This window comes from Streptomyces sp. S07_1.15 (assembly GCF_020739505.1).
In the GTDB taxonomy this organism is placed as follows: domain Bacteria; phylum Actinomycetota; class Actinomycetes; order Streptomycetales; family Streptomycetaceae; genus Streptomyces; species Streptomyces xinghaiensis.
In genome coordinates, this window is record NZ_JAJBZK010000001.1 from 6,072,030 (window position 1) to 6,091,617 (window position 19,588).

Below are 19,588 nucleotides of genomic sequence, written 5' to 3' on the forward strand. Positions count from 1 at the left end.
TACCGGGCACGGAACCGGTGTCACCGCCCCGCCGCCCCGTTCGCGTCCCCGCTGTCGCCGGGCCGAGCCCCCGAAGGAGTGCCCATGCGCGCCGCCATCGCCGATGCCGCCCGTGCGGCCGGCGTCGGCACGTCGGCCGTCTCCCGGGTGCTCGACGGCAAGGGTGAGTGGACCGCCGGGCGGGTGCGCGACGTCATCGGCGGGCTGGGGTGCGGACCCGGTTCGCGCGCCGTCGGGCTGCCGCCGGCCCGGATCGGCGGCGACCCTCCGGGCGGCCTCCCCGGCGGCGGCCGTGCCGCCCTGCCCGCCGAGCCGGTGGACCGAGCGTCGGCCCTGACCCCGGTCCTCGCCCCCTAGATACCCGCAACCCGAACCGTAGCGCCGCAGATACCCCATGAGAGCGCTCTCAAGCGCAGAGGTCCCCTCGTTTTGAGAGCGCTCTCATGACGAACCGCAATCGTCCCCTCGCTCACGGTGAGCGAACGGAAAGACCCAGGAGGAGAACCATGAGAGTCCGAACCCGGACCAGAACCGCCGTCGCGGTGGCCCTCGCCGCCACCGCCCTGCTCGCCGGCTGCACCGCGGGCGCCCCAGGTGCGGGCGGCTCCCAGGGCAAGGGGGCCACGGGCGTGCTCACCGTCGGCATGCCCAACGGCCCGCAGACCAACAACAGCAACCCGTTCCTGGGCACCTCCGCCGGCGCCTCCCTGGGGTATCGCTTCATGATCTACGAGCCGCTGGTGATGGTGAACGGCGTCCGTCCCGCCGAAAAGGGCAAGCCCTGGCTGGCCAGTGAGTGGAAGTGGTCGGACAACTACAGGAAGCTCACCCTGACCGTGCAGGACGGGCCCGCCTGGTCCGACGGGAAGAAGTTCAGCGCGGAGGACGTGGAGTTCACCTTCCGGCTGCTGAAGGAGAACGAGGCGCTCAACACCAACGCCATCCCCTACGACGGCATCAGCCGCGAGGGCGACACCGTCGAACTGACCTTCCCCGAGTCGCAGTTCGTCAACCAGAGCAAGATCCTGACCACCTTCATCGTGCCCCGGCACATCTGGTCGGAAGTGAAGAACCCCGAGACCTGGCCCAACAAGAAGCCCGTGGGCACCGGCCCGTACACGCTCAAGACCTTCACGCCGCAGACCATCACCCTCACCGCCCGCGACACCTACTGGCAGGACAAGCCGAAGGTCGAGGAGTTGCGCTACACCTCCTACAACGACAACAACGCGCAGACCACGGCCCTGGCCAACGGCACCTGCGAGTGGTCCTTCGTCTTCACCCCCGACTACAAGAAGATCTACGTCTCCAAGGACCCCGAGCACAACAAGCTCTGGTTCCCGTCCGGACTGGGCGTCCACGGCCTGTGGTTCAACACCGCCAAGAAGCCCTTCGACGACCCGGCGCTGCGCCGCGCCATCAACCACGTCGTCGACCGTGAGGCCATCCACGTCCGGGCGCAGGCCACGCTCTATCCCAAGATCGAGAGCGTGACGGGCATCCCGCTGCCCGCCGGCGAGCCCTTCATCGCGCCCGCGTACCAGGACGAGAAGCAGGAGGTGGACGTCGAGGCCGCCAAGAAGGAACTGAAGAAGGCCGGCTACACCCTGGCCGACGGCGTCCTGAAGGACCCCTCGGGCAAGCCGGTGAAGATGACGCTCACCGACCCCGCCGGCTGGTCGGACTACCTCACCGGTCTGTCGATCATCAAGGACAACGTCAAGAAGATCGGCATCGAGGCCAAGGTCAGGACCCAGACCGTCGACGCCTGGACCACCGCGATGAACGAGGGCGACTTCGACGCCAGCCTGCACTGGACCAACAGCGGCGCCACCCCGTACGACATGTACCAGAACGTGATGGACGGCGAGCTGTACCAGCCGATCGGCAAGCCGTCCCCCGGCGGCAACTTCGGCCGCTTCCGCAATGAGGCGGCCACCGACGCTCTCAAGGAGTACGCGAACGCGAGCGACGAGGGCACCCGCACCAAGGCGCTGAACGAACTCCAGCGGATCATGGTTGAGGAAGTGCCGCTCATCTCCACCGCCGCCGCTCCCATCGGCGCCGAGTACAGCACCCGCAACTGGGACGGCTGGCCCTCGGAGTCCGACCCGTACGCGCCGCCGCAGCCCACCCAGCCCAACGCCCTGGACGTCGTCCTGCGCCTGCGCCCCGCCTCCTGACCGCGAGCCGGGCGCCGGACGCCGGGTGGGCCCCCGCCCCGCCGCACCGCATCCCCTCCCCGCCCCGCGGCGGGGCGGGCCCCTCTCCGTACTCTCCGGCATCCCCGCGCACCCCGCACAGGCGGCCCGACAGCCATGACCACAGGGACAACAGGAAGAGCCATGCCCGAAGAACGCTCCGAAGAACACGCCGCACCACCACCCGACCGCAACCCCGGCCCCGCGGCCGGCGCCGATCCCGCCGGCCCCGGCGAGCGGGTGGTGCTGGAGGCCAGGGGGGTGAGCAAGCACTTCCCCGTGCGGCGTGGCGCCCGCGCTCTGCTGGGCGGGCCGCGCCGGGCCGTCCACGCGGTGGACGACGTGTCGCTGCGGCTGCGCCGCGGCTCGGTGACCGCGCTGGTCGGCGAGTCCGGATCGGGAAAGTCCACCGTCGCCCGGCTGCTCGCCCAGCTCTACCCCGCGACCGCCGGGGAGATCCGGCTGGACGGAAAGCCGGTGCGGGCCGGACGGGGACGGGCGTTCCGCGCGTACTGCCGGCACGTCCAGCTGATCTTCCAGGACCCGTTCGCCTCGCTCAACCCGGTGCACACCGTGCGCTACCACCTCACCCGCGCGCTGCGCGTCCACGGCCGGGCCGGCAGCGGTGCGGCGGAGCTGGAGGAGGCGCTGGCCGCGCTCCTGGAGCGGGTACAGCTCACCCCGGCCGCCCGCTATCTGGACGCCTTCCCGCACGAACTGTCCGGTGGCCAGCGCCAGCGGGTGGCCATCGCCCGCGCCATGGCCGCCGGCCCGCGGGTGCTGCTGGCCGACGAGCCCGTCTCCATGCTGGACGTCTCCATCCGCCTGGGCGTGCTCAACCTGCTGCGCGACCTCAAGGAGCGGCTGGACCTGGCGATCCTCTACATCACCCACGACATCGCCTCGGCCCGCTACTTCGCGGACGAGACGCTGGTGATGTACGCGGGGAGGATGGTCGAGGGCGGCGACAGCGAGACCGTCACCCAGCGCCCCGCCCACCCCTACACCCGGCTGCTGCTGGACTCCGCCCCCGACCCGGACCGGGTCACAGGTGACGGCGCGACCGGCGCGACCGGCGCGACCGGCGAGGGCAGCGGGGACGGCGGGGAAACCACCGACCCCTCGGCGAGCGAGCCGCCCAGCCTGATCTCGCCGCCGGCCGGCTGCCGCTTCCACCCGCGCTGCCCGCTGGCGATGGAGCGCTGCCGCGACCGGACCCCGCCGCGCTTCGACCTCAACGACGGCCACTGGGCCGCCTGCTGGCTGTACGACATCGCCCCGGACGTACCGGCCCCCGGGGGCGCGTCGGCCGCCGGAGCCGGGCGGGGGGCCGCCTCGTGAAGTTCGTCCTCCAGCGCCTGGCCTTCTACCTCCTGACCGCCTGGGCGGCCATCACCATCAACTTCCTCATCCCCCGGCTGATGCCCGGCGACCCGGTGCAGTCGCTGCTCGCCCGCTATCAGGGCCAGCTCTCCAGCAAGTCCATCGCCTCCCTGGAGGCCCTCTTCGGGCTCGACCGGGACAGCTCGCTGTGGCAGCAGTACACCGACTACTGGGCCGGCCTGGCCCGCAGCGACCTGGGCACGTCGTTCACCTTCTTCCCCACCCCCGTCTCGGAGGTCATCGCCCAGAGCCTGCCGTGGACGCTGGCGCTGGTCGGCACCACGACCCTGATCAGCTTCCTGCTCGGCACCGGCATCGGCATCTTCGCCGGCTGGAAGCGCGGCTCCTGGCTGGACGGTCTGCTGCCGGTGACCACGTTCATCTCGGCCATTCCCTACTTCTGGCTGGGGCTGATCGCCATCGCGGTGTTCGCCGTGCAGTGGCCGCTCTTCCCCGCCTCCGGCGGCTACGACACCTCCCTGGTGCCCTCTCTCAGCGGGGAGTTCCTCTCCAGCGCGCTGTATCACGCGGTGCTGCCGGGCACGACCGTCGTGCTCAGCGCGATGGCCGGCTGGGTCCTGGGGATGCGGAACATGATGGTGACCGTCTCCTCCGAGGACTACGTGATGGTCGCCCAGGCCAAGGGGCTGCCCGAGCGCCGGGTGATGTTCTCCTACGCCGCCCGCAACGCGATCCTGCCCAACGTCTCCGGCTTCGCCCTCTCACTCGGCTTCATCGTCGGCGGCACGCTGCTGGTGGAGATGGTCTTCTCCTACCCGGGCATCGGCTACGTCCTCTTCCAGGGCGTCGGCGCCAAGGACTACCCGCTGATGCAGGGCGTCTTCCTGATCATCACCCTGGCCGTGCTGGCCGCCAACCTCCTGGCCGACCTGCTCTACGTGATCCTCGACCCGCGCACCCGGAAGGAGGGCTGACCCATGGCCGTCCAAGCCTCCGAAAGCGCCGTCGTCGCCGTCGCCCCGCCCGTGGCCCGCCGCGACCGGCTGCGCTTCCTGCGCAACGGCAAGACCGCGACCGGGCTGATGATTCTGGGCCTGTTCGTCCTGCTCGCCGTCGCCGGGGAGTGGCTGGCCCCGTACGCCCCGTCCGCGATGAGCGACGACGTGCTCCAACCGCCCTCCTGGAAGCATCCGTTCGGCACCACACAGACCGGGCAGGACATCTTCTCCCAGGTACTGGTGGGCACCCGCGGGGTGCTCGTGGTGGGCTTCGTCGCGGGCTTCTTCGCGACGCTGCTGTCGGTACTGGTTGGGGTGAGCTCCGGCTTCCTGTCCGGCATCGGCGACGAGGTGCTCTCCGCGCTCACCAACATCTTCCTCGTCCTGCCCGGGCTGCCGCTGATCATCATCATCGCCAGCTTCCTGCCGGACTCCGGCGACATGATCATCGCGATGGTCATCAGCCTCACCGCGTGGGCCTGGGGAGCCCGGGTGCTGCGCGCGCAGACCATGTCGCTGCGTGCGCGGGACTACGTCCAGGCCGCACGGGCCACCGGCGAGTCCACCTGGCGGATCATCGTCTTCGAGATCCTGCCGAACCTGACCGCCGTCATCGCCTCCGGATTCGTCGGAACGGTGATCTTCGCGGTGCTCTCGGAGATCACCCTGGCCTTCATCGGTGTGGCCGACATCTCCCACTGGAACTGGGGGACCATCCTCTTCTGGGCGCAGAGCAACCAGGCCCTCGGCCAGGGCGCGTGGTGGTGGTTCGTGCCCGCCGGGCTGTGCATCGCACTGCTGGGCACGGCACTGACGCTGATCAACTTCGGCATCGACGAATTCGTCAATCCCAGGCTGCGCAACGCCGTCCGCGTCCGAGGCGGAGCCCGGATGCGGGTCGGCTTCACCCCGGTTGCCCGCGCCCCGCGCGGTGGGGCGGAGCCCGCGAGGGAAGCGGGCGGGGCGCGCGAGACCGAGGAGACCCCCGTATGAGCACATCGGCCACTTCCCCCGTGAGCACTCCGGCGCACGCTGCGACGCAGCCGCCGGTGCTGGAGATCAGCGGCCTGTCCGTCGACTACGGCGTCGGGGACGGTGCGGTGCGGGCCCTGCACGACGTGGACCTGACTCTGCGCCGCGGCGAGGTGCTGGGCCTGGCCGGCGAGTCCGGCTCGGGCAAGTCCACCCTGGCCTACGCCATCACCCGGCTGCTCTCCCCGCCCGGGGTGATCACCGGCGGGGACGTGCGCTACCACCCGCGTGAGGGAGAGCCGGTGGACGTGCTGGCCATGACCCCGCGGGAGCTGCGGGCGTTCCGCTGGCAGGAGGTCTCCATCGTCTTCCAGGGGGCGATGAACTCCCTCAACCCCGTCCACACCGTCCGCACCCAGCTCACCGACGTCCTGAAGGCCCACCGGCCGCAGATGTCCCGGGAGGAGCGGGCCGGGCTGGCGCGGGAGCTGCTGTCGCTGGTGGGGATCTCCCCCGACCGGCTGGGCGCCTATCCGCACCAGCTCTCCGGCGGGATGCGGCAACGGGTGATGATCGCGATGGCGCTGGCCCTGGAGCCGGATGTCGTCATCATGGACGAACCGACCACCGCGCTGGACGTGGTGATGCAGCGCCAGATCCTGCGGCAGCTGGTGCGGCTGCGCGAGGAGCTGGGCTTCTCGGTCGTCTTCATCACCCACGACATCTCGCTGCTGATCGAGTTCTCCGACCGGATCGCCATCATGTACGGCGGCCGGGTCGTGGAGCAGGCCGGGGCCGCCGACATCTACCGCGACCCCCGCCACCCGTACAGCCACGGGCTGCTGCACTCCTTCCCCGCACTGCACGGCCCGCGCCGCGAACTGACCGGCATACCCGGCTCCCCGCCGGACCTGAGGGCCATGCCGTCCGGCTGTGCCTTCCACCCGCGCTGTCCGAAGTCCTTCGAACCCTGCGACCGGCGCACGCCCCATCTCGCGCCCGTCGCCGACACCGCTACCGGCACGGACGCAGACACCGGCCGCAGCGTCGCCTGCTGGCTGAACCACGACCACCGAGACGGAGAAGCATGACCGCCATCGTTCCCGCATCCCCCCTGACCGCCCCGGCGCCGGAGCCGGTCCCCGGGCTGCCCGCGCACTTCCGCTGGGGGGTGGCCACCTCGTCGTACCAGATCGAGGGCGCGGCCGCCGAGGACGGCCGCACCCCCTCCATCTGGGACACCTTCTGCCGCGTGCCCGGAGCCGTGGCCGGCGGCGAGAACGGAGACACCGCCTGCGACCACTACCACCGGATGCCGCAGGACGTGGAGATGATCGCCTCCCTCGGCGTGGACACCTACCGTTTCTCGCTGGCGTGGCCGCGGATCCAGCCGGGCGGGCGAGGGAAGGGCAACCCGCGCGGCATCGCCTTCTACGACCGGCTGGTCGACGAGCTGCTGGAGCGCGGCATCACCCCGTGGGTCACCCTCTACCACTGGGACCTGCCCCAGGAGCTGGAGGACGCGGGCGGCTGGCCGGAGCGCGACACCGCATACCGGTTCGCCGACTACGCCCGGATCGCCCACGACGCCCTCGGCGACCGCATCCGGCACTGGACGACGCTGAACGAGCCGTGGTGCTCGGCCGTGCTCGGCTACGACCAGGGGGAACACGCGCCCGGCCGCCGCGACTTCGGCGACTCCATGCGTGCCGTCCACCATCTGCTGCTCGGCCACGGGCTGGCCGCACGGGGGCTGCGCGCCGCCGGGAGCCCTCCCGAGGAGCTGGGCATCACCCTCAACCTGGGCACCGCCACCCCGGCGAGCGACAGTGAGGCCGACCGGGCCGCCGCACGCCGCGCCGACGGTATGGGCACCCGGCTCTACCTGGACCCGCTGGTGCACGGGCGCTATCCACAGGACGTGGTGGAGGACCTGGCCGCCCGGGGTGTGACGCTGCCCGTGCGGGACGGCGACCTGGAGACGATCTCCGCACCGCTGGACGTGCTCGGCGTCAACTTCTACACCGGTCACGTCTTCTCCGGCACCGCCGAGGACGGCTCAACGACCGGTGAGGAGGGTCTGCCGGTGACGCGGATCGTCCCGCAGGGCCGACCGCGCACGGCGATGGACTGGGAGATCGTCCCCGAGCGCCTGACCGAACTGCTGGTGCGGCTGCAGGGGGACTACGGGCTGCCGACGGTGATCACCGAGAACGGGGCCGCCTTCGACGACGAGCCGGCGGCCGACTGCTCGGTGCACGACGCCGACCGCACCGCCTACCTCGCCGACCACATCCGCGCGGTGGCGGCGGCCCGGAGCGCCGGGGCCGACGTGCGCGGCTACTTCGCCTGGTCGCTGATGGACAACTTCGAGTGGGCCTACGGGTACGCCAAGCGGTTCGGTCTGGTCCACGTCGACTACGGCTCCCAGCGCCGGACCGTCAAGGACAGCGGACTCTGGTACCGGGACACCATCCGGCTCACCCGTCAGGCCGCGGGCCGGGCCACCGGGGGGCAGGCCGCCGCGGACTGACGTCCGGCCGGCACCCGGGGAATGCGCTCGTGCCCGGCGGTCCGCAGCCGCCGGGCACGGCGGAGCCTCAGCCGAGAGGGTTCTCCGTGTCCCGCAGGGCCTCCAGGGCGGGCGCGTACATGCGGGACTTGATGGTGCCGAGGGTCGGGCCGGTCTTCGCCGTCAGGGCTCCGGCGATCTCCAGGGCGGTCGCGCGCACCGCGTCCTCGTCCACCGCGCGGTCGACGATGCCGGCGGCGAGGGCGTCCCCGCCTCCGTAGCGGCGGGCGGTGGTCATGGACTCGTGCGCGGCCTGCGGGGTCAGCCGGGCCTGGATCAGCGCGGACATGCCCGGGGTGAACGGGATGTTGATGTCGGCCTCGGGCAGGCACCAGAAGCCGCGGTCGGCCCGCATCACCCGGAAGTCGTGCGCCAGGGAGAGCATCGCGCCGGCGGCGAAGGTGTGCCCCTGGAGAGCGGCCACGGTGATCACCGGCAGGGACAGCATCCGCGCCAGGAGTGCGTGGACGGAGACGACGTAGTCCCGGTGCTGCTCGGGGTTGGCGAACAGCCAGTCCAGATCGAGGCCGTTGGAGAAGAACTTGCCCGTGGCGGCAGTGACCAGGGCGCGCGGTCCGTCCGCCTTCTCGACCTCGTCCAGCACGGTGTTGACGGAGGCGATCCAGTCGGGGTGGAAGCGGTTCTCGGTGTCCCCGATGTCGAGGATGAAGACGTCGTCCTGGCGGTCGAGCGTGGGCATGGGGACTCCTCGGGCTGGGCGGGGTGGGGCGGGGTGACGTCATCGGCGGGCGCCGCCGCCGGGGCCGGGACCGCTGGCCCCGGCAACGGAACTACCAGTCGGTAACTTATGGTGTGCCGCGAGAACGGGCAAGAGGCGTCCGGCCGGGCGTCCCCGCTGGTATGACGCGGATCACAGGCCGGACGGCGCCGGGGGTGCGGGCGGTCCGGGGCCCGGCCGGGCCGCTCGGACGTCTGTCCCGTCTGACCCCCCGCCGGTCGCCCCGGGCGGTGGTGGCCGGCGGGCCGCGCAGGGGGCGGAGCGGACCAGGGCTTCTGTAGGGATCCAACAGAGAGCGGCGGAAGCCCCTGTCGGGGGCGGGATCCCCGCCGTGCGGCCGGGGCCGATAGTTTCAGGGGGACCCAGTCCGCTACCGAAAGGGTGATCCGTTGAGCCGCTCGGTTCTTGTCACCGGAGGAAACCGGGGCATCGGCCTCGCCATCGCCCGTGCTTTCGCCGACGCGGGGGACAGCGTCGCGTACACCTACCGGTCGGGCGAGCCGCCGGCCGAACTCGCCGAGCTGGGCTGCCTGGCGGTGAAGTGCGACATCACCGACCCCGAGCAGGTGGAGCAGGCGTACAAGGAGATCGAGGACCGGCACGGCCCGGTCGAGGTGCTCGTCGCCAACGCCGGTGTCACACGGGACCAGTTGCTGATGCGGATGTCCGAGGAGGACTTCAGCACCGTCCTGGAGACCAACCTCACCGGCACCTTCCGCGTCGTGAAGCGCGCCAATCGCGGCATGCTCCGGGCCCGCAAGGGACGGATCGTGCTGATCTCCTCCGTGGTCGGCCTGATGGGCTCGGCGGGGCAGGCCAACTACGCCGCCTCCAAGGCCGGACTGGTCGGCTTCGCCCGCTCGATCGCCCGGGAACTGGGCTCCCGCAACATCACCTGCAATGTCGTCGCGCCCGGGTTCGTCGACACCGACATGACCCGCGTGCTCAGCGACGAGCAGCGGCAGGGCATCGTGAAGCAGGTGCCGCTCGGGCGTTACGCCCGGCCCGAGGAGATCGCCGCCTCGGTCCGCTTCCTCGCCTCGGACGAGGCCGCATACATCACCGGAGCCGTCATCCCCGTCGACGGCGGATTGGGCATGGGTCACTGAACGTCATGAGTGGAATCCTCGCAGGCAAGCGCATCCTGGTCACGGGTGTCCTCACCGAGTCCTCGATCGCCTTCCAGGCCGCCAAGATCGCCCAGAACGAGGGCGCAGAGGTGATCCTGACCGGCTTCGGCCGGCTCTCGCTCGTCGAGCGGATCGCCAAGCGGCTGCCCAAGCCCGCTCCGGTCATCGAACTGGACGTGACCAACCAGGAGCACCTGGACGGACTCGCGGACGGCATCCGCGGACACCTCGGCGAGGACGCCTCCCTCGACGGCGTCGTGCACTCGATCGCCTTCGGCCCCCAGGGCGCGTTCAACTTCCTGGAGGCGGACTGGGAGGACGTCGGCACGGCCGTGCACGTCTCCGCGTACTCGCTGAAGTCGCTGACCATGGCCTGCCTCCCGCTGATGTCCCGCGGCGGCTCCGTCGTCGGCCTCACCTTCGACGCGCAGATCGCCTGGCCGAAGTACGACTGGATGGGCGTCGCCAAGGCCGCCCTGGAATCGACCAGCCGTTACCTCGCCCGCGACCTGGGCGCGAGGAACGTGCGCTGCAACCTCATCTCGGCCGGGCCCATCAAGTCGATGGCCGCCAAGTCCATCCCCGGCTTCGAGGAACTGGCGGACGTCTGGAACCACCGCGCGCCCATCGGCTGGGACCTGGCCGACCCGGAGCCCGCGGGCCGGGGAGTCGTCGGACTGCTGTCCGACTTCTTCCCGAAGACAACGGGAGAGATCGTGCACGTCGACGGCGGTGTGCACATGATGGGCGCCTGAGCGCCGCCGTCCCCGGCGCTCGCCGCCCCGCACCCGGCGCCCACCACACGCGCCGACGCCCCGGACCCCGCCACAAGCGGGGAGCGGGGCGTCATGCGTTGCGGACGCCCGGCCGCCACGGGGCCGGGCCGGCCCGGGGGCAGGGCGGCGTCATTCGTTCGGAGCAGCAGGCCGGGCGGCGGACCGCCGGGGGCGCGCACGCTGGGAGCACGCCCCCGGGCGGGGCGTATGGAGGTGCGGCAAGGGCGGTCCGCTCGCGGTCCGGTCCGGCCGCCCCGCGCGGCCGAGGAGGTCCGGAATGTGCACTCCGTGCCGTCATCCCCTGGCGACCGTCCTGATCGCGGCGGTGCTGCTGGTCTCTCCGGTGGCCGCCGCCGCGGCGCTCGCCGCCGGGAAGGGGCCGACGGGCGCGGACGGCCGGGAGCGGCCGGCCGCGGCGGCCCTCCGGCCGTCCGGCCGCACGGCGGAGGGAGAGGGGGAGCGGCGGCGCGAGTACCGGGCGGGGTGCCGTACGGAGATCGACGGCTCGCAGGCCACGGTGTACTGCCACAACCCGTATCCCGTCGTCGACCGGGTGCGGCTGCACGTCGAGTGCGAGCAGTGGTGGGACCTGGACGCGGACACGCGGCCCGTCGAGATAGGGCCCGCGCAGACGGCGGAACTCTCGGCCCGCTGCTGGAAGACCATAGGGCGCGCCTGGGTCACCCACGACGTGGTGCGGTGAGTGCGGTGTGTGCCGAGAGGCGGCCCGGCCGCTGTGCCGCCCCGCACCGCACGGTGCCGCCACCCCGTGCCGCCGCCCGGTCCGGCTACCGCTCCGGGACGCAGCGGAGGGCGTAGGCCGACGCCTCCGCGCCCGCCAGCTCGCCGTCGCCCGCGCGGATCGCCTCGACCAGGCGCGTGTGGTCCACGTAGTTCTCCGGCAGCAGCTCCGGGCCCACGTCACGGCGGAGGTGGTCCCGCAGGACCGCGCCGAGATCGGCGTAGAGCGCGGCCAGGACGTCGTTGTGCGAGGTGGCGACCACGGCCAGGTGCAGGGCGGCGTCGGCGGCCACGAACGCCTCGGCGTCGCGTGACTCCCACGCCTCCTCACGGCGCGCCAGCGCCGCGTCGAGCTGCCGCAGATCCTGCTCGGTGCGCCGCCGCGCGGCCATTCGGGCCGCCGAGGACTCCAGCGTGCCGCGCAGTTCGGCGATGTGGTGCGGATCGGCGTCCGCGAACCGCCGGTGCATCACGCCGGCCAGCTCGCTGGTGGCGAGGACGTAGGTGCCCGAACCCTGGCGGATGTCCAGCAGGCCGTTGTGCGCCAGGGCGCGCACCGCCTCCCGGACGGTGTTCCGCGCCACGCCCAGCTGCTCGACCAGCTCGCCCTCGGTGGGAATCCGCGAACCCACCGGCCACTCACCGGACGTGATCTGGCGGCGCAGCTCGGCGATCACCCGGTCGGCGAGCGCGGAACGCCGGAGCGAGGTCAGCGGCATGGGGCGGGACTCCTCGGTGCGGACGGTGCACGGGGCGGACGGTGAAGACGGTGCGGGCCGGGCGGGCGCGCCCGGCGGGGCGGGAGGTCTCAACAGCCGGTGGGGGCCGGTGGGTCCGGGGCGTGCGGGACGGGTGCAGGGTACGGGAGGCGGGCCCGGTGCCGCGGCTCGCCGGTCGGTCCGGGAGGGCTGAGCCGTCGTACCGGACGGGCGGCCTCCGTACGGCCGGGGTGGCGGGTTCGCGCGACGCGCTCGCCGTGCACCGGACACCCCGGCGGGGCCCGGCGGTGCCGGGGCTTCGGCGGGGACACGGCCACCCCGGCAGCCTCGGCGCCGGGGAGCCGCCGCGGTGGACAGCCAATCATCCCATGATTCTATGATGGCTGACATGCCCGAGGACGAGACCCGCTGCCGTACCGCCGCACGCCCCCTGCCCCCGCAGGCCGGCCGCGACGCCGGCCGGCCGGTTCCCGGCCCGGACGCGGCGGCCGGTCCGGCGGTTCCCTCCGACCCCGCAGACCCGGCGACCTCCGGCCCCGCCGACCCGGCGAAGCATTCCGGCCCGGCGGCCCCGGCCCCGTCCGCCCCTCCGTCCGTCTGGCGGACCCGGCTGCTGATCGCCGGTATCGCCCTGGCCGCGCTGAACCTCCGGCCCGCCATCACCAGCCTCGGCGCCCTCCTCGAAGAGGTCCGGGACGGGCTCGGGATCAGCGGCGCCACCGCGGGCCTCCTCACCTCCCTGCCCTCCCTCTGTTTCGCCGTCTTCGGCGTCATGGCACCGAGGCTGGCGAAGCGGGGCGGCCCGGCGCCCGTCCTCCTCGCCGGGATGGCGGCCATCGCGGCGGGCGTGCTGCTGCGGCCCTTCGCCGGCGGTACGGCCGGGTTTCTCGCGGGCAGCGCGCTGGCCCTGGCCGGTATCGCGCTGAGCAATGTGCTGATGCCGGTCGCCGTCAAACGGTGGTTCCCCGACCGGGTCGGCACGATGACCGGTCTCTACTCGATGACCCTGGCCCTGGGTACCGCGCTGGCCGCGGCCTCCGCGGTACCGGCCGCGGAGGCGTTCGGCGGCAGCTGGCGGGTCGGCCTGGCGGTCTGGGCTCTCCCCGCCCTCGCCGCCGTGCTGCTCTGGCTGCCCCTGGCCCGGGTCCGTGCCACCCGCCGTCGCGGACGGACGGACGGGCCCGGGGCCGCAGCGGACCGGAAGCTCCCCGGGCAGCGGGAACACGAGCGGACGGCTGCGGGCCCGGCTCCCGCCTCGGCGCCGGAACCGGAACCGGCACCCGGACCGGCACGGGCCCCCGGCCTCGCACCCGGACCCGCCGACGGCACGGCCCGCGCCCTCCGCATCACCCGCAGCCCCACGGCCTGGGCCCTGGGCTGCTTCTTCGGCTTCCAGTCCACCGCCGCCTACATCACCATGGGCTGGCTGCCGCAGATCTTCCGCGACGCCGGGCTCCCGGCGTCCACCGCGGGGGCGCTGCTCGCCGTGACGATGGGCCTCGGCGTCCCGCTCTCGTTCCTCCTGCCGAGGATCGCCGCCGGAATGCGCCACCAGAGCGCGCTGGCCGCGGCCCTGGGCCTCAGCGGCCTTCTCGGCTACGCGGGGCTGTACTTCGCGCCCGCCGCCGGAGCCTGGGCCTGGGCGCTGCTCCTCGGCATCTCCAACTGCGCGTTCCCGCTGGTCCTGACGCTGATCGGGATGCGCTCCCGTACCACGGCCGGCGTCATCCGGCTCTCGGCCTTCGCGCAGAGCACCGGCTATCTCCTCTCCGTACCCGGACCGCTGCTCATCGGCGTGCTCTACCAGCACAGCGGCGGATGGGGCCTGCCGCTGGCCCTGATGTCGGGGCTGATGGTGGTGCAGCTCGGGCTCGGTGTGCGGGCCGGCCGGCAGCGCTACATCGAGGACGAGGGCCGGCGCCCGCTCCCCGCCGGCCCCGCCGCCCGCACACCCGCGGGCTGAGCCCCTGGAAGGGGGCGGCGGGGACGGGGATGGGAGACTGGACGCATGCCAGTCCTCGACCCGAATCCCCAGAACGGCCAGAAGAAGCTGCTCGGCGTGCTCGGCGCGATGCTCGCCATCGGCATCGTCATCTCCGTGATCGCCACCATCCTCGCCCCCTGACGCCCCCGGCCCGGTGCACCCCGCCCCACCCCGGTGGTGGGGCCGGCCCCACCACCCCTAGGGGGTCAGGGTCAGGGTCGACTGGGTGGATCACCGGATGGGAACCGGCCGTCCGGATCCGTAGGTTCGTGAGTACACCGCGAAGCAGCGGTGGACGCGGCCGTGGCAGGCGGCCGCGTCACCCCCGAACCCGCACGGAGGCGGTCCCATGTCGGCCGGTACGCATTCGCCCCACCCGGCGGCCCGTGCCGCGCAGACGCGGCTCCCGTGGTGGGCCGTCGTCCTCCCGGCCGTGGCCTTCGCCGTGCTGCTGACGCTGATCACCGGCGCGCAGGACGCGCACGCGGCGGCCGGCGCGCCCTCCGGCCTGGAGCAGTTGCTGGAGCTGCTGCGGAACACCCTCTTCCGGGGGGACCGCTGAGCCGTGGGCCACCACCCGCTCCGGCCGGGCCCGGGGCTGCCGTGAGAGCCCCAACAACCGGGGCCGTACAGCGGTTTTCGTGCGAAGCTGGGTGTCATGAGCGTCGCTGAACCCTCCCGGGAGAGCACTCCCGGAACCCCGGATTCCCGCAGGATCGTCCTCGTCCGGCACGCGAAGGCCGACTGGCCCGAGGTGGCCGACCACGACCGGCCGCTCGCCGAGCGCGGGCGCAAGGAGGCACCGGTCGTCGGCCGCTGGATCGCCGCTTCCGGCATCAACCCCGATCTGACCCTCTGCTCGACCTCCGTCCGCACCCGCGAAACCTGGAAACTCGTCGTCCACGAACTGCCGCACCGCCCGCGGACCGTCTACGAGGACCGGCTCTACGAGGCCACGCTCGGCGACCTCCTCGCCCTGCTCCGGGAGACCCCCGACGAGGTGCGGGACCTGCTCGTCGTCGGCCACAACCCCGGCATGCACGCCCTGGCCGACGCCCTCGCCGGCTCCGCCGAGGGCGACACCCTGGCCCGGATGAACCGGGGCGGCTACCCGACCGGCGCGGTGGCCGTCGTCGGCCTCACCGGAGCCTGGAAGGCCGTGGAGCACGGGGTGGGCCGGCTGGTCCAGTACTGGACACCGCACGACTGAGGCCGGACAAGGGCACCGCGCGGCACACGGTCCCGGGGCGGTCCCGGGCGTGGGTCCGCCGCCCCGCCCGCCCCGCCGGTACGGCGGTCGCCGCCGCCCGCCCCCGCCACTTCGCCTCGCCGACCGGCCGGCCGACGGGGCGAAGCGCTGCCGGGAGGTGTCCGCGGGGCGGACGGCGCGCGGCTCAGCGGATGTCGAACTCCCCGTCCCGCGCCCCGAGAACGAAGGCCCGCCACTCGCCCTCGGTGTACCGGAGGACGGTGTCGGGGTCGGCCGAGGACCGCATCGCCACGGCACCACCCGGCAGATACGCGATCTCGACCCGCTCCTCCGACTCGCTCCCCGGGGCACTGAGCCACTCGACCCCCGAGATGTCGAGCGCGTACAGCTCGGCCTTCTCCTGCTCATCAGCCATCAGTCCAGCTTCCCTTCGCTGCCGTCAGTGACAAACTCGCCGGTCGACGGCGCGGGAGCCGGCCGGCCGCATACGGTGCGCCGCGCCGGTGCGGACACGGCGCCCTCGCTCGTCGGCGCCCGTGCCGCTTCCCCCGCTGTCGCCGGCCGTGGTGCCCGCGGTGAACCCCTCCGCCCGGCGCGCTGCCCGGCGGACGGTGCGCAACTCCCGTGGCCCGCGGGGACGTCGGCCGCCCCCGGGTAACGTTAACCAGACGGCGCACATCCCGCACTCACCCGATCGGGTCAACGCCCGGGGTCAGCGCCCGGGCCGGCGGTCCGGCCGGAGCGGGCCCGGCGGGCGGCGATTCCGCGACCGCCGGCCCTCAGCCCTCGTCCGCCTGCGTGTCCGCCGCCTCGACCTCTTCGCGCGTGATGCCCAGCAGATAGAGCACGGTGTCCAGGAACGGCACATTGACCGCCGTGTGGGCCGCCTCGCGCACGACCGGCTTGGCGTTGAACGCCACCCCCAGACCGGCCGCGTTGAGCATGTCGAGGTCGTTGGCGCCGTCACCGATCGCGACCGTCTGGGCCAGCGGCACCCCGGCCTCGGCGGCGAAACGGCGCAGCAGCCGCGCCTTGCCCGCCCGGTCGACGATCTCGCCGGTCACCCGGCCGGTCAGCCTGCCGTCCACGACCTCCAGGGTGTTGGCGGAGGCGAAGTCGAGCCCCAGCCGCTCCTGAAGATCGTCGGTGACCTGGGTGAAGCCACCGGAGACGACACCGACCTGGTAGCCGAGACGTTTCAGCGTACGGATGAGGGTGCGGGCGCCGGGCGTGAGCCGGACCTCCGAGCGCACCTTGTCCACCACGGACGCGTCCAGCCCGGCGAGCAGCTCCACCCGGGCGTGCAGCGACTGCTCGAAGTCCAGCTCGCCGCGCATCGCCGCGGCCGTCACCTCGGCGACCTGGTCCTCGCAGCCCGCGTGCGCCGCGAACAGCTCGATGACCTCGTCCTGGATGAGGGTGGAGTCCACATCCATCACCACCAGCCGCTGGGCCCGGCGGTGCAGCCCGGCGGCGACCACGGCGATGTCCACGCCCAGCAGCGCGGCCTGCGTCGCCAGGGCGGTGCGCAGCGGCGAGGTCTCGGCGCCGGAGACCGCGAACTCCACGGCCGTCACCGGGTACTTCGCGAGCCGGAAGATGCGGTCGATGTTCCCGCCGGTGCCGGTGATGGCCGCCGCTATGGCGGCGGTGGACTCGGCGGTCAGCGGGTGGCCCAGCACGGTGACGATCGAGCGCCCGGTGCCGCGGGGCCGGTTGTCGCCGCGGCCGGAGATGATCTCCGCCTGGAGGTGCAGGGACTCCGCCCAGCCGTGGACGGTGGCCCGCAGCTCACCTTCGGCGCTTCCGTGGCGCCCGGTCTGCGGCGGAGCCGTGACCAGCGCACACAGGGTGATCCGGCCTCGGGTGACCACCTGCTCGATGTCGACCACGTCGAGGGAGTAGGCGGCGAGGGTGTCGAACAGCCCGGCGGTGATGCCCGGGCGGTCCTTCCCGAAGATCTTGATGAGGAGGGTGGGGGTGTCATCGCCCGGAACGGCGGTGGCAGGCGGGATCTGCGATGCGCTCATGGTGATTCCACCGTATCGGGCATCCGTGACGGAGCGCGCGGCCGTCCCGCACTACGGAACGGGGGCGCCCGCGCCGGACCGGGCGCCCCGCGCCCGCGCCGCCCGGAGAGCGCCACCGCCGGCCTCCGGGCGGAAGGATCTTCCTAGTCGGGGCGGCCGGGGCGGTCGGGGTGGGCCTGGGCCGGGGCCGGGCGGCAGGCCGCTGCGGTGCGGCCCGGCCGGCCGTACGGGGAGGCCGCGCGGTTCAGCCGTTCGGGGGACCCGGCGGGCGGTGGAACGGCCGGGGCCCGGCCCGGCCCCGCCGGCCCGCCCGCGTCAGTGCGCGGCCGGTGGATACGGGGGAGGAGGCGGCGGTTCGCGGTCCGTGTCCGGGCCGGTACCGGAGGGGGCTGTCCCCGGGCCGGTACCAGCCCGCCCGCGGTCGTAGGCCCCGTACGCGTACGCCCCGCCGGAGCGCGGATGCGGTGCCGTGCCGGGGGCGGAGGCCCGCCGCCCGGCCACCCCCGCCGCTCCGGCCAGGAGTGCGCCCGCGGCACCGGCCGCCGCGCCCCAGACGGCCCCGAGCAGCAGCGCGAGCCCGGCGTTGCCGCCCAGCTCCAGCCCGGCCCCGAAGGCGTCGAAACCGAAGACCGACAGACTCGCGTTGGCCGAGACCCCCGTGAGCCAGGTGAGCAGCGGCAGCCCGAGCCCGGTGGCCACGGCGAGCGGCACCGCGCAGCGCACGGCGAAGGCCGCCGTTCCCGCGGTGCGGCCCCCGCCTGGGCCGGGCCGGGCGGCGGCGGAACCGGAGGGGCCCGGCGCCGCGGGGCGGCCGCCGGCGGAGGCGCCCGCCCCGCGCGCACCCGCTGCCGCCGGTGCGCCCGTCCCGGCTCCGCTCGTCCCCGTCGCGTCCCGCGGTGTGCGGACGGCCGTGAGCGCCCCCGCGCAGAGCAGGGCGAGGACGGCGGCCGGGACCAGCAGCCACGCCCGGCCGTCCAGCTCCGCCAGCCGGCCGACGGTGATCGTCTCCTCCGAGGCCGTCAGCAGCCGGTCCAGCGGAGCCGGGAGCAGCCGTACCAGGGCCCCGCTCGCCCAGCCGGTCCAGGGGACGAAGAGACCCAGCAGCATCCCGGTCCAGGCGCCGTTGGGCCCGACGAGCAGGGCCGTACCGGCGATCCGGGCCGGGTGCTCGTCCCCGGCGGCCGCCCACACCGCCGCGGCCAGGCCCGCGCCGACGGCGAGCAGCAGGGCGGCGCAGAGAGCGGAGACGGCCGGGCGCACCACCCGGTGCAGCACCTCCCAGCCGGGCGGCAGCGGCGTGCGGCGGGAGGCCAGCAGGGCGATCACCAGCACTCCGGCGACCCAGAGCGCCCCGCCGAGCAGCGAGGGGCCGGTGTCCACCCGGAAACCGACCGAGGCCTCGGCGCGGACCAGGTCCGCCAGCCGGGCGGCGAGACCGCCGCCGAGATCCCCGAGCCCCTCGGGCAGCAGCTCCGCGATGCCCTCCGGCAGTCCCGAGTCCGGCAGCGCGGAGTCCGGCAGGTCCCCGGCCAGGTCGCCGAGCTCGGCGCCGTCGAAGGTCACGGTGTCGTGCCCGGCCCAGGAGAGCCCGCCGACCACCGCGAGGAAGAGCGCCACCACCGCCCCGGCCCGGACCGCGAGCTCCCCCGCCCCGATCACCCCGCCCGCCCCGCGCAGCGAGCGGAGGAAGACCGCGGCGAGCACCAGGGCGCCGACCAGGGCCACGCCCAGTGGCGTGATGTCGACGGAGGCGGCGGCCCGTCCGCCCTCCAGACCGAAGACGCCGACGTCCCCGGCCGGGACGACCCGGCCGTTCACCGCGAGGACCACGGCCGCCGCGGTCATCGGCCCGAGGGACCCCACCGCGTCGGCCTCCAGGAGATGCAGGGCGAGGGCGGCGGTCCCCGTCATCGCGACGAACGCCCAGCCCACGGCGGCGACGGCGGTGAGGAGCGCGTCCGCCGGGCGGATGCCCCGATTCCCCTCTGCGCGCATGAGCAGCCCCGATGGACAGCCGCCCGGGAAAACGAGAGACGGCGGAGAAACAGTGACGTGCGGTGATTCTTCATGACCGGTGGGCCATCGGACGTGCTTGCCCCTCTCCGGGCGTGTTCCGGCCCGATGCGCACCGCTCCGGCGTGTCCGCTTGCCACAGCCGGGTTGGGGGCGGAG

At 73.7% G+C, this 19,588-nt stretch carries 19 protein-coding genes; 14 read left to right on the forward strand and 5 right to left on the reverse strand.

Annotation, left to right across the window (positions count from 1 at the left end; translation table 11 throughout):
- Nucleotides 1-84 precede the first annotated feature (84 nt).
- The 7 genes from LIX60_RS26075 (at nt 85) to LIX60_RS26105 (ending at nt 8,048) form a co-directional block, all read left to right on the forward strand.
- Entirely contained in the window at nt 85-357 is a 273-nt protein-coding gene (locus tag LIX60_RS26075; protein ID WP_227961140.1) for a LacI family DNA-binding transcriptional regulator, read from the forward strand.
- A gap of 149 nt (nt 358-506) precedes the next feature.
- Nucleotides 507-2,183: an ABC transporter substrate-binding protein gene (locus LIX60_RS26080; protein ID WP_227961143.1), complete on the forward strand. Its 1,677-nt coding sequence runs from the start codon at nt 507-509 to the stop codon at nt 2,181-2,183.
- 162 nt (nt 2,184-2,345) lie between these two features.
- A complete protein-coding gene (locus tag LIX60_RS26085) occupies nt 2,346-3,542 on the forward strand; it encodes an ABC transporter ATP-binding protein (protein ID WP_227961145.1) in 1,197 nt (398 codons plus the stop codon).
- Entirely contained in the window at nt 3,539-4,519 is a 981-nt protein-coding gene (locus LIX60_RS26090) for an ABC transporter permease (RefSeq protein ID WP_227961147.1), read from the forward strand. Before LIX60_RS26085 ends, LIX60_RS26090 begins: the two co-directional genes overlap by 4 nt.
- Before the next feature lie 3 nt (nt 4,520-4,522).
- Nucleotides 4,523-5,536 carry an ABC transporter permease gene (locus LIX60_RS26095; protein ID WP_227961149.1) on the forward strand — a complete coding sequence of 338 codons (1,014 nt, stop codon included), beginning with the start codon at nt 4,523-4,525 and terminating at the stop codon, nt 5,534-5,536.
- On the forward strand, nt 5,533-6,606 hold the full coding sequence (locus LIX60_RS26100; protein WP_227961151.1) for an ABC transporter ATP-binding protein: 1,074 nt from the start codon (nt 5,533-5,535) through the stop codon (nt 6,604-6,606). Before LIX60_RS26095 ends, LIX60_RS26100 begins: the two co-directional genes overlap by 4 nt.
- Nucleotides 6,603-8,048 carry a GH1 family beta-glucosidase gene (locus LIX60_RS26105; protein ID WP_227961153.1) on the forward strand — a complete coding sequence of 482 codons (1,446 nt, stop codon included), beginning with the start codon at nt 6,603-6,605 and terminating at the stop codon, nt 8,046-8,048. The genes LIX60_RS26100 and LIX60_RS26105 overlap by 4 nt, the downstream gene beginning before the upstream one ends.
- A 67-nt stretch (nt 8,049-8,115) precedes the next feature.
- Here the strand turns inward: LIX60_RS26105 and LIX60_RS26110 are convergent, their stop codons facing one another.
- On the reverse strand, nt 8,116-8,787 hold the full coding sequence (locus LIX60_RS26110) for an enoyl-CoA hydratase-related protein (RefSeq protein ID WP_227961155.1): 672 nt from the start codon (nt 8,785-8,787) through the stop codon (nt 8,116-8,118).
- Nucleotides 8,788-9,215: 428 nt separating this feature from the next.
- On the opposite strand from LIX60_RS26110, the gene fabG reads away from it, so the two are divergent.
- The 3 genes from fabG (at nt 9,216) to LIX60_RS26125 (ending at nt 11,435) form a co-directional block, all read left to right on the forward strand.
- Entirely contained in the window at nt 9,216-9,935 is a 720-nt protein-coding gene (gene fabG / locus LIX60_RS26115; protein WP_043469999.1) for a 3-oxoacyl-[acyl-carrier-protein] reductase, read from the forward strand.
- Between the two features lie 5 nt (nt 9,936-9,940).
- Entirely contained in the window at nt 9,941-10,711 is a 771-nt protein-coding gene (fabI, locus tag LIX60_RS26120; protein ID WP_227961157.1) for an enoyl-ACP reductase FabI, read from the forward strand.
- Between the two features lie 298 nt (nt 10,712-11,009).
- Nucleotides 11,010-11,435: a hypothetical protein gene (locus tag LIX60_RS26125; protein ID WP_227961159.1), complete on the forward strand. Its 426-nt coding sequence runs from the start codon at nt 11,010-11,012 to the stop codon at nt 11,433-11,435.
- Between the two features lie 85 nt (nt 11,436-11,520).
- Here the strand turns inward: LIX60_RS26125 and LIX60_RS26130 are convergent, their stop codons facing one another.
- Nucleotides 11,521-12,192 carry a FadR/GntR family transcriptional regulator gene (locus LIX60_RS26130; RefSeq protein WP_227961161.1) on the reverse strand — a complete coding sequence of 224 codons (672 nt, stop codon included), beginning with the start codon at nt 12,190-12,192 and terminating at the stop codon, nt 11,521-11,523.
- Between the two features lie 388 nt (nt 12,193-12,580).
- On the opposite strand from LIX60_RS26130, the gene LIX60_RS26135 reads away from it, so the two are divergent.
- The 4 genes from LIX60_RS26135 (at nt 12,581) to LIX60_RS26145 (ending at nt 15,386) form a co-directional block, all read left to right on the forward strand.
- Complete coding sequence (locus LIX60_RS26135; RefSeq protein WP_227961164.1) at nt 12,581-14,155, forward strand: MFS transporter; 1,575 nt, start codon at nt 12,581-12,583, stop codon at nt 14,153-14,155.
- Nucleotides 14,156-14,200: 45 nt separating this feature from the next.
- Nucleotides 14,201-14,317 (forward strand): SGM_5486 family transporter-associated protein, encoded by a 117-nt coding sequence (locus tag LIX60_RS31575; RefSeq protein WP_265584933.1) that lies wholly within the window; start codon nt 14,201-14,203, stop codon nt 14,315-14,317.
- A gap of 208 nt (nt 14,318-14,525) precedes the next feature.
- Nucleotides 14,526-14,738 (forward strand): hypothetical protein, encoded by a 213-nt coding sequence (locus tag LIX60_RS26140; RefSeq protein WP_019707982.1) that lies wholly within the window; start codon nt 14,526-14,528, stop codon nt 14,736-14,738.
- A gap of 96 nt (nt 14,739-14,834) precedes the next feature.
- Complete coding sequence (locus LIX60_RS26145; protein WP_019707983.1) at nt 14,835-15,386, forward strand: histidine phosphatase family protein; 552 nt, start codon at nt 14,835-14,837, stop codon at nt 15,384-15,386.
- Nucleotides 15,387-15,570: 184 nt separating this feature from the next.
- Here the strand turns inward: LIX60_RS26145 and LIX60_RS26150 are convergent, their stop codons facing one another.
- From LIX60_RS26150 to LIX60_RS26160, 3 genes are all read right to left on the reverse strand, one after another.
- Complete coding sequence (locus tag LIX60_RS26150) at nt 15,571-15,801, reverse strand: DUF397 domain-containing protein (RefSeq protein ID WP_019710519.1); 231 nt, start codon at nt 15,799-15,801, stop codon at nt 15,571-15,573.
- Between the two features lie 364 nt (nt 15,802-16,165).
- Entirely contained in the window at nt 16,166-17,416 is a 1,251-nt protein-coding gene (serB, locus tag LIX60_RS26155) for a phosphoserine phosphatase SerB (RefSeq protein ID WP_227961166.1), read from the reverse strand.
- Between the two features lie 315 nt (nt 17,417-17,731).
- On the reverse strand, nt 17,732-19,411 hold the full coding sequence (locus tag LIX60_RS26160; RefSeq protein WP_227961168.1) for a streptophobe family protein: 1,680 nt from the start codon (nt 19,409-19,411) through the stop codon (nt 17,732-17,734).
- Nucleotides 19,412-19,588: the final 177 nt, after the last annotated feature.

Excerpts from the sequence above, each read along its gene's own strand:
- LIX60_RS26105 (WP_227961153.1), top strand. The coding sequence starts at position 6,603 with ATGACCGCCATCGTTCCCGCATCCCCCCTGACCGCCCCGGCGCCGGAG.
- LIX60_RS26075 (WP_227961140.1), top strand. The coding sequence starts at position 85 with ATGCGCGCCGCCATCGCCGATGCCGCCCGTGCGGCCGGCGTCGGCACG.
- LIX60_RS26150 (WP_019710519.1), bottom strand. The coding sequence starts at position 15,801 with ATGGCTGATGAGCAGGAGAAGGCCGAGCTGTACGCGCTCGACATCTCG.
- LIX60_RS26145 (WP_019707983.1), top strand. The coding sequence starts at position 14,835 with ATGAGCGTCGCTGAACCCTCCCGGGAGAGCACTCCCGGAACCCCGGAT.
- LIX60_RS26100 (WP_227961151.1), top strand. The coding sequence starts at position 5,533 with ATGAGCACATCGGCCACTTCCCCCGTGAGCACTCCGGCGCACGCTGCG.
- LIX60_RS26135 (WP_227961164.1), top strand. The coding sequence starts at position 12,581 with ATGCCCGAGGACGAGACCCGCTGCCGTACCGCCGCACGCCCCCTGCCC.
- LIX60_RS31575 (WP_265584933.1), top strand. The coding sequence starts at position 14,201 with ATGCCAGTCCTCGACCCGAATCCCCAGAACGGCCAGAAGAAGCTGCTC.
- LIX60_RS26160 (WP_227961168.1), bottom strand. The coding sequence starts at position 19,411 with ATGCGCGCAGAGGGGAATCGGGGCATCCGCCCGGCGGACGCGCTCCTC.
- LIX60_RS26110 (WP_227961155.1), bottom strand. The coding sequence starts at position 8,787 with ATGCCCACGCTCGACCGCCAGGACGACGTCTTCATCCTCGACATCGGG.
- serB (WP_227961166.1), bottom strand. The coding sequence starts at position 17,416 with ATGAGCGCATCGCAGATCCCGCCTGCCACCGCCGTTCCGGGCGATGAC.
- LIX60_RS26095 (WP_227961149.1), top strand. The coding sequence starts at position 4,523 with ATGGCCGTCCAAGCCTCCGAAAGCGCCGTCGTCGCCGTCGCCCCGCCC.
- LIX60_RS26130 (WP_227961161.1), bottom strand. The coding sequence starts at position 12,192 with ATGCCGCTGACCTCGCTCCGGCGTTCCGCGCTCGCCGACCGGGTGATC.
- LIX60_RS26080 (WP_227961143.1), top strand. The coding sequence starts at position 507 with ATGAGAGTCCGAACCCGGACCAGAACCGCCGTCGCGGTGGCCCTCGCC.
- LIX60_RS26125 (WP_227961159.1), top strand. The coding sequence starts at position 11,010 with ATGTGCACTCCGTGCCGTCATCCCCTGGCGACCGTCCTGATCGCGGCG.
- LIX60_RS26085 (WP_227961145.1), top strand. The coding sequence starts at position 2,346 with ATGCCCGAAGAACGCTCCGAAGAACACGCCGCACCACCACCCGACCGC.
- LIX60_RS26140 (WP_019707982.1), top strand. The coding sequence starts at position 14,526 with ATGTCGGCCGGTACGCATTCGCCCCACCCGGCGGCCCGTGCCGCGCAG.
- fabI (WP_227961157.1), top strand. The coding sequence starts at position 9,941 with ATGAGTGGAATCCTCGCAGGCAAGCGCATCCTGGTCACGGGTGTCCTC.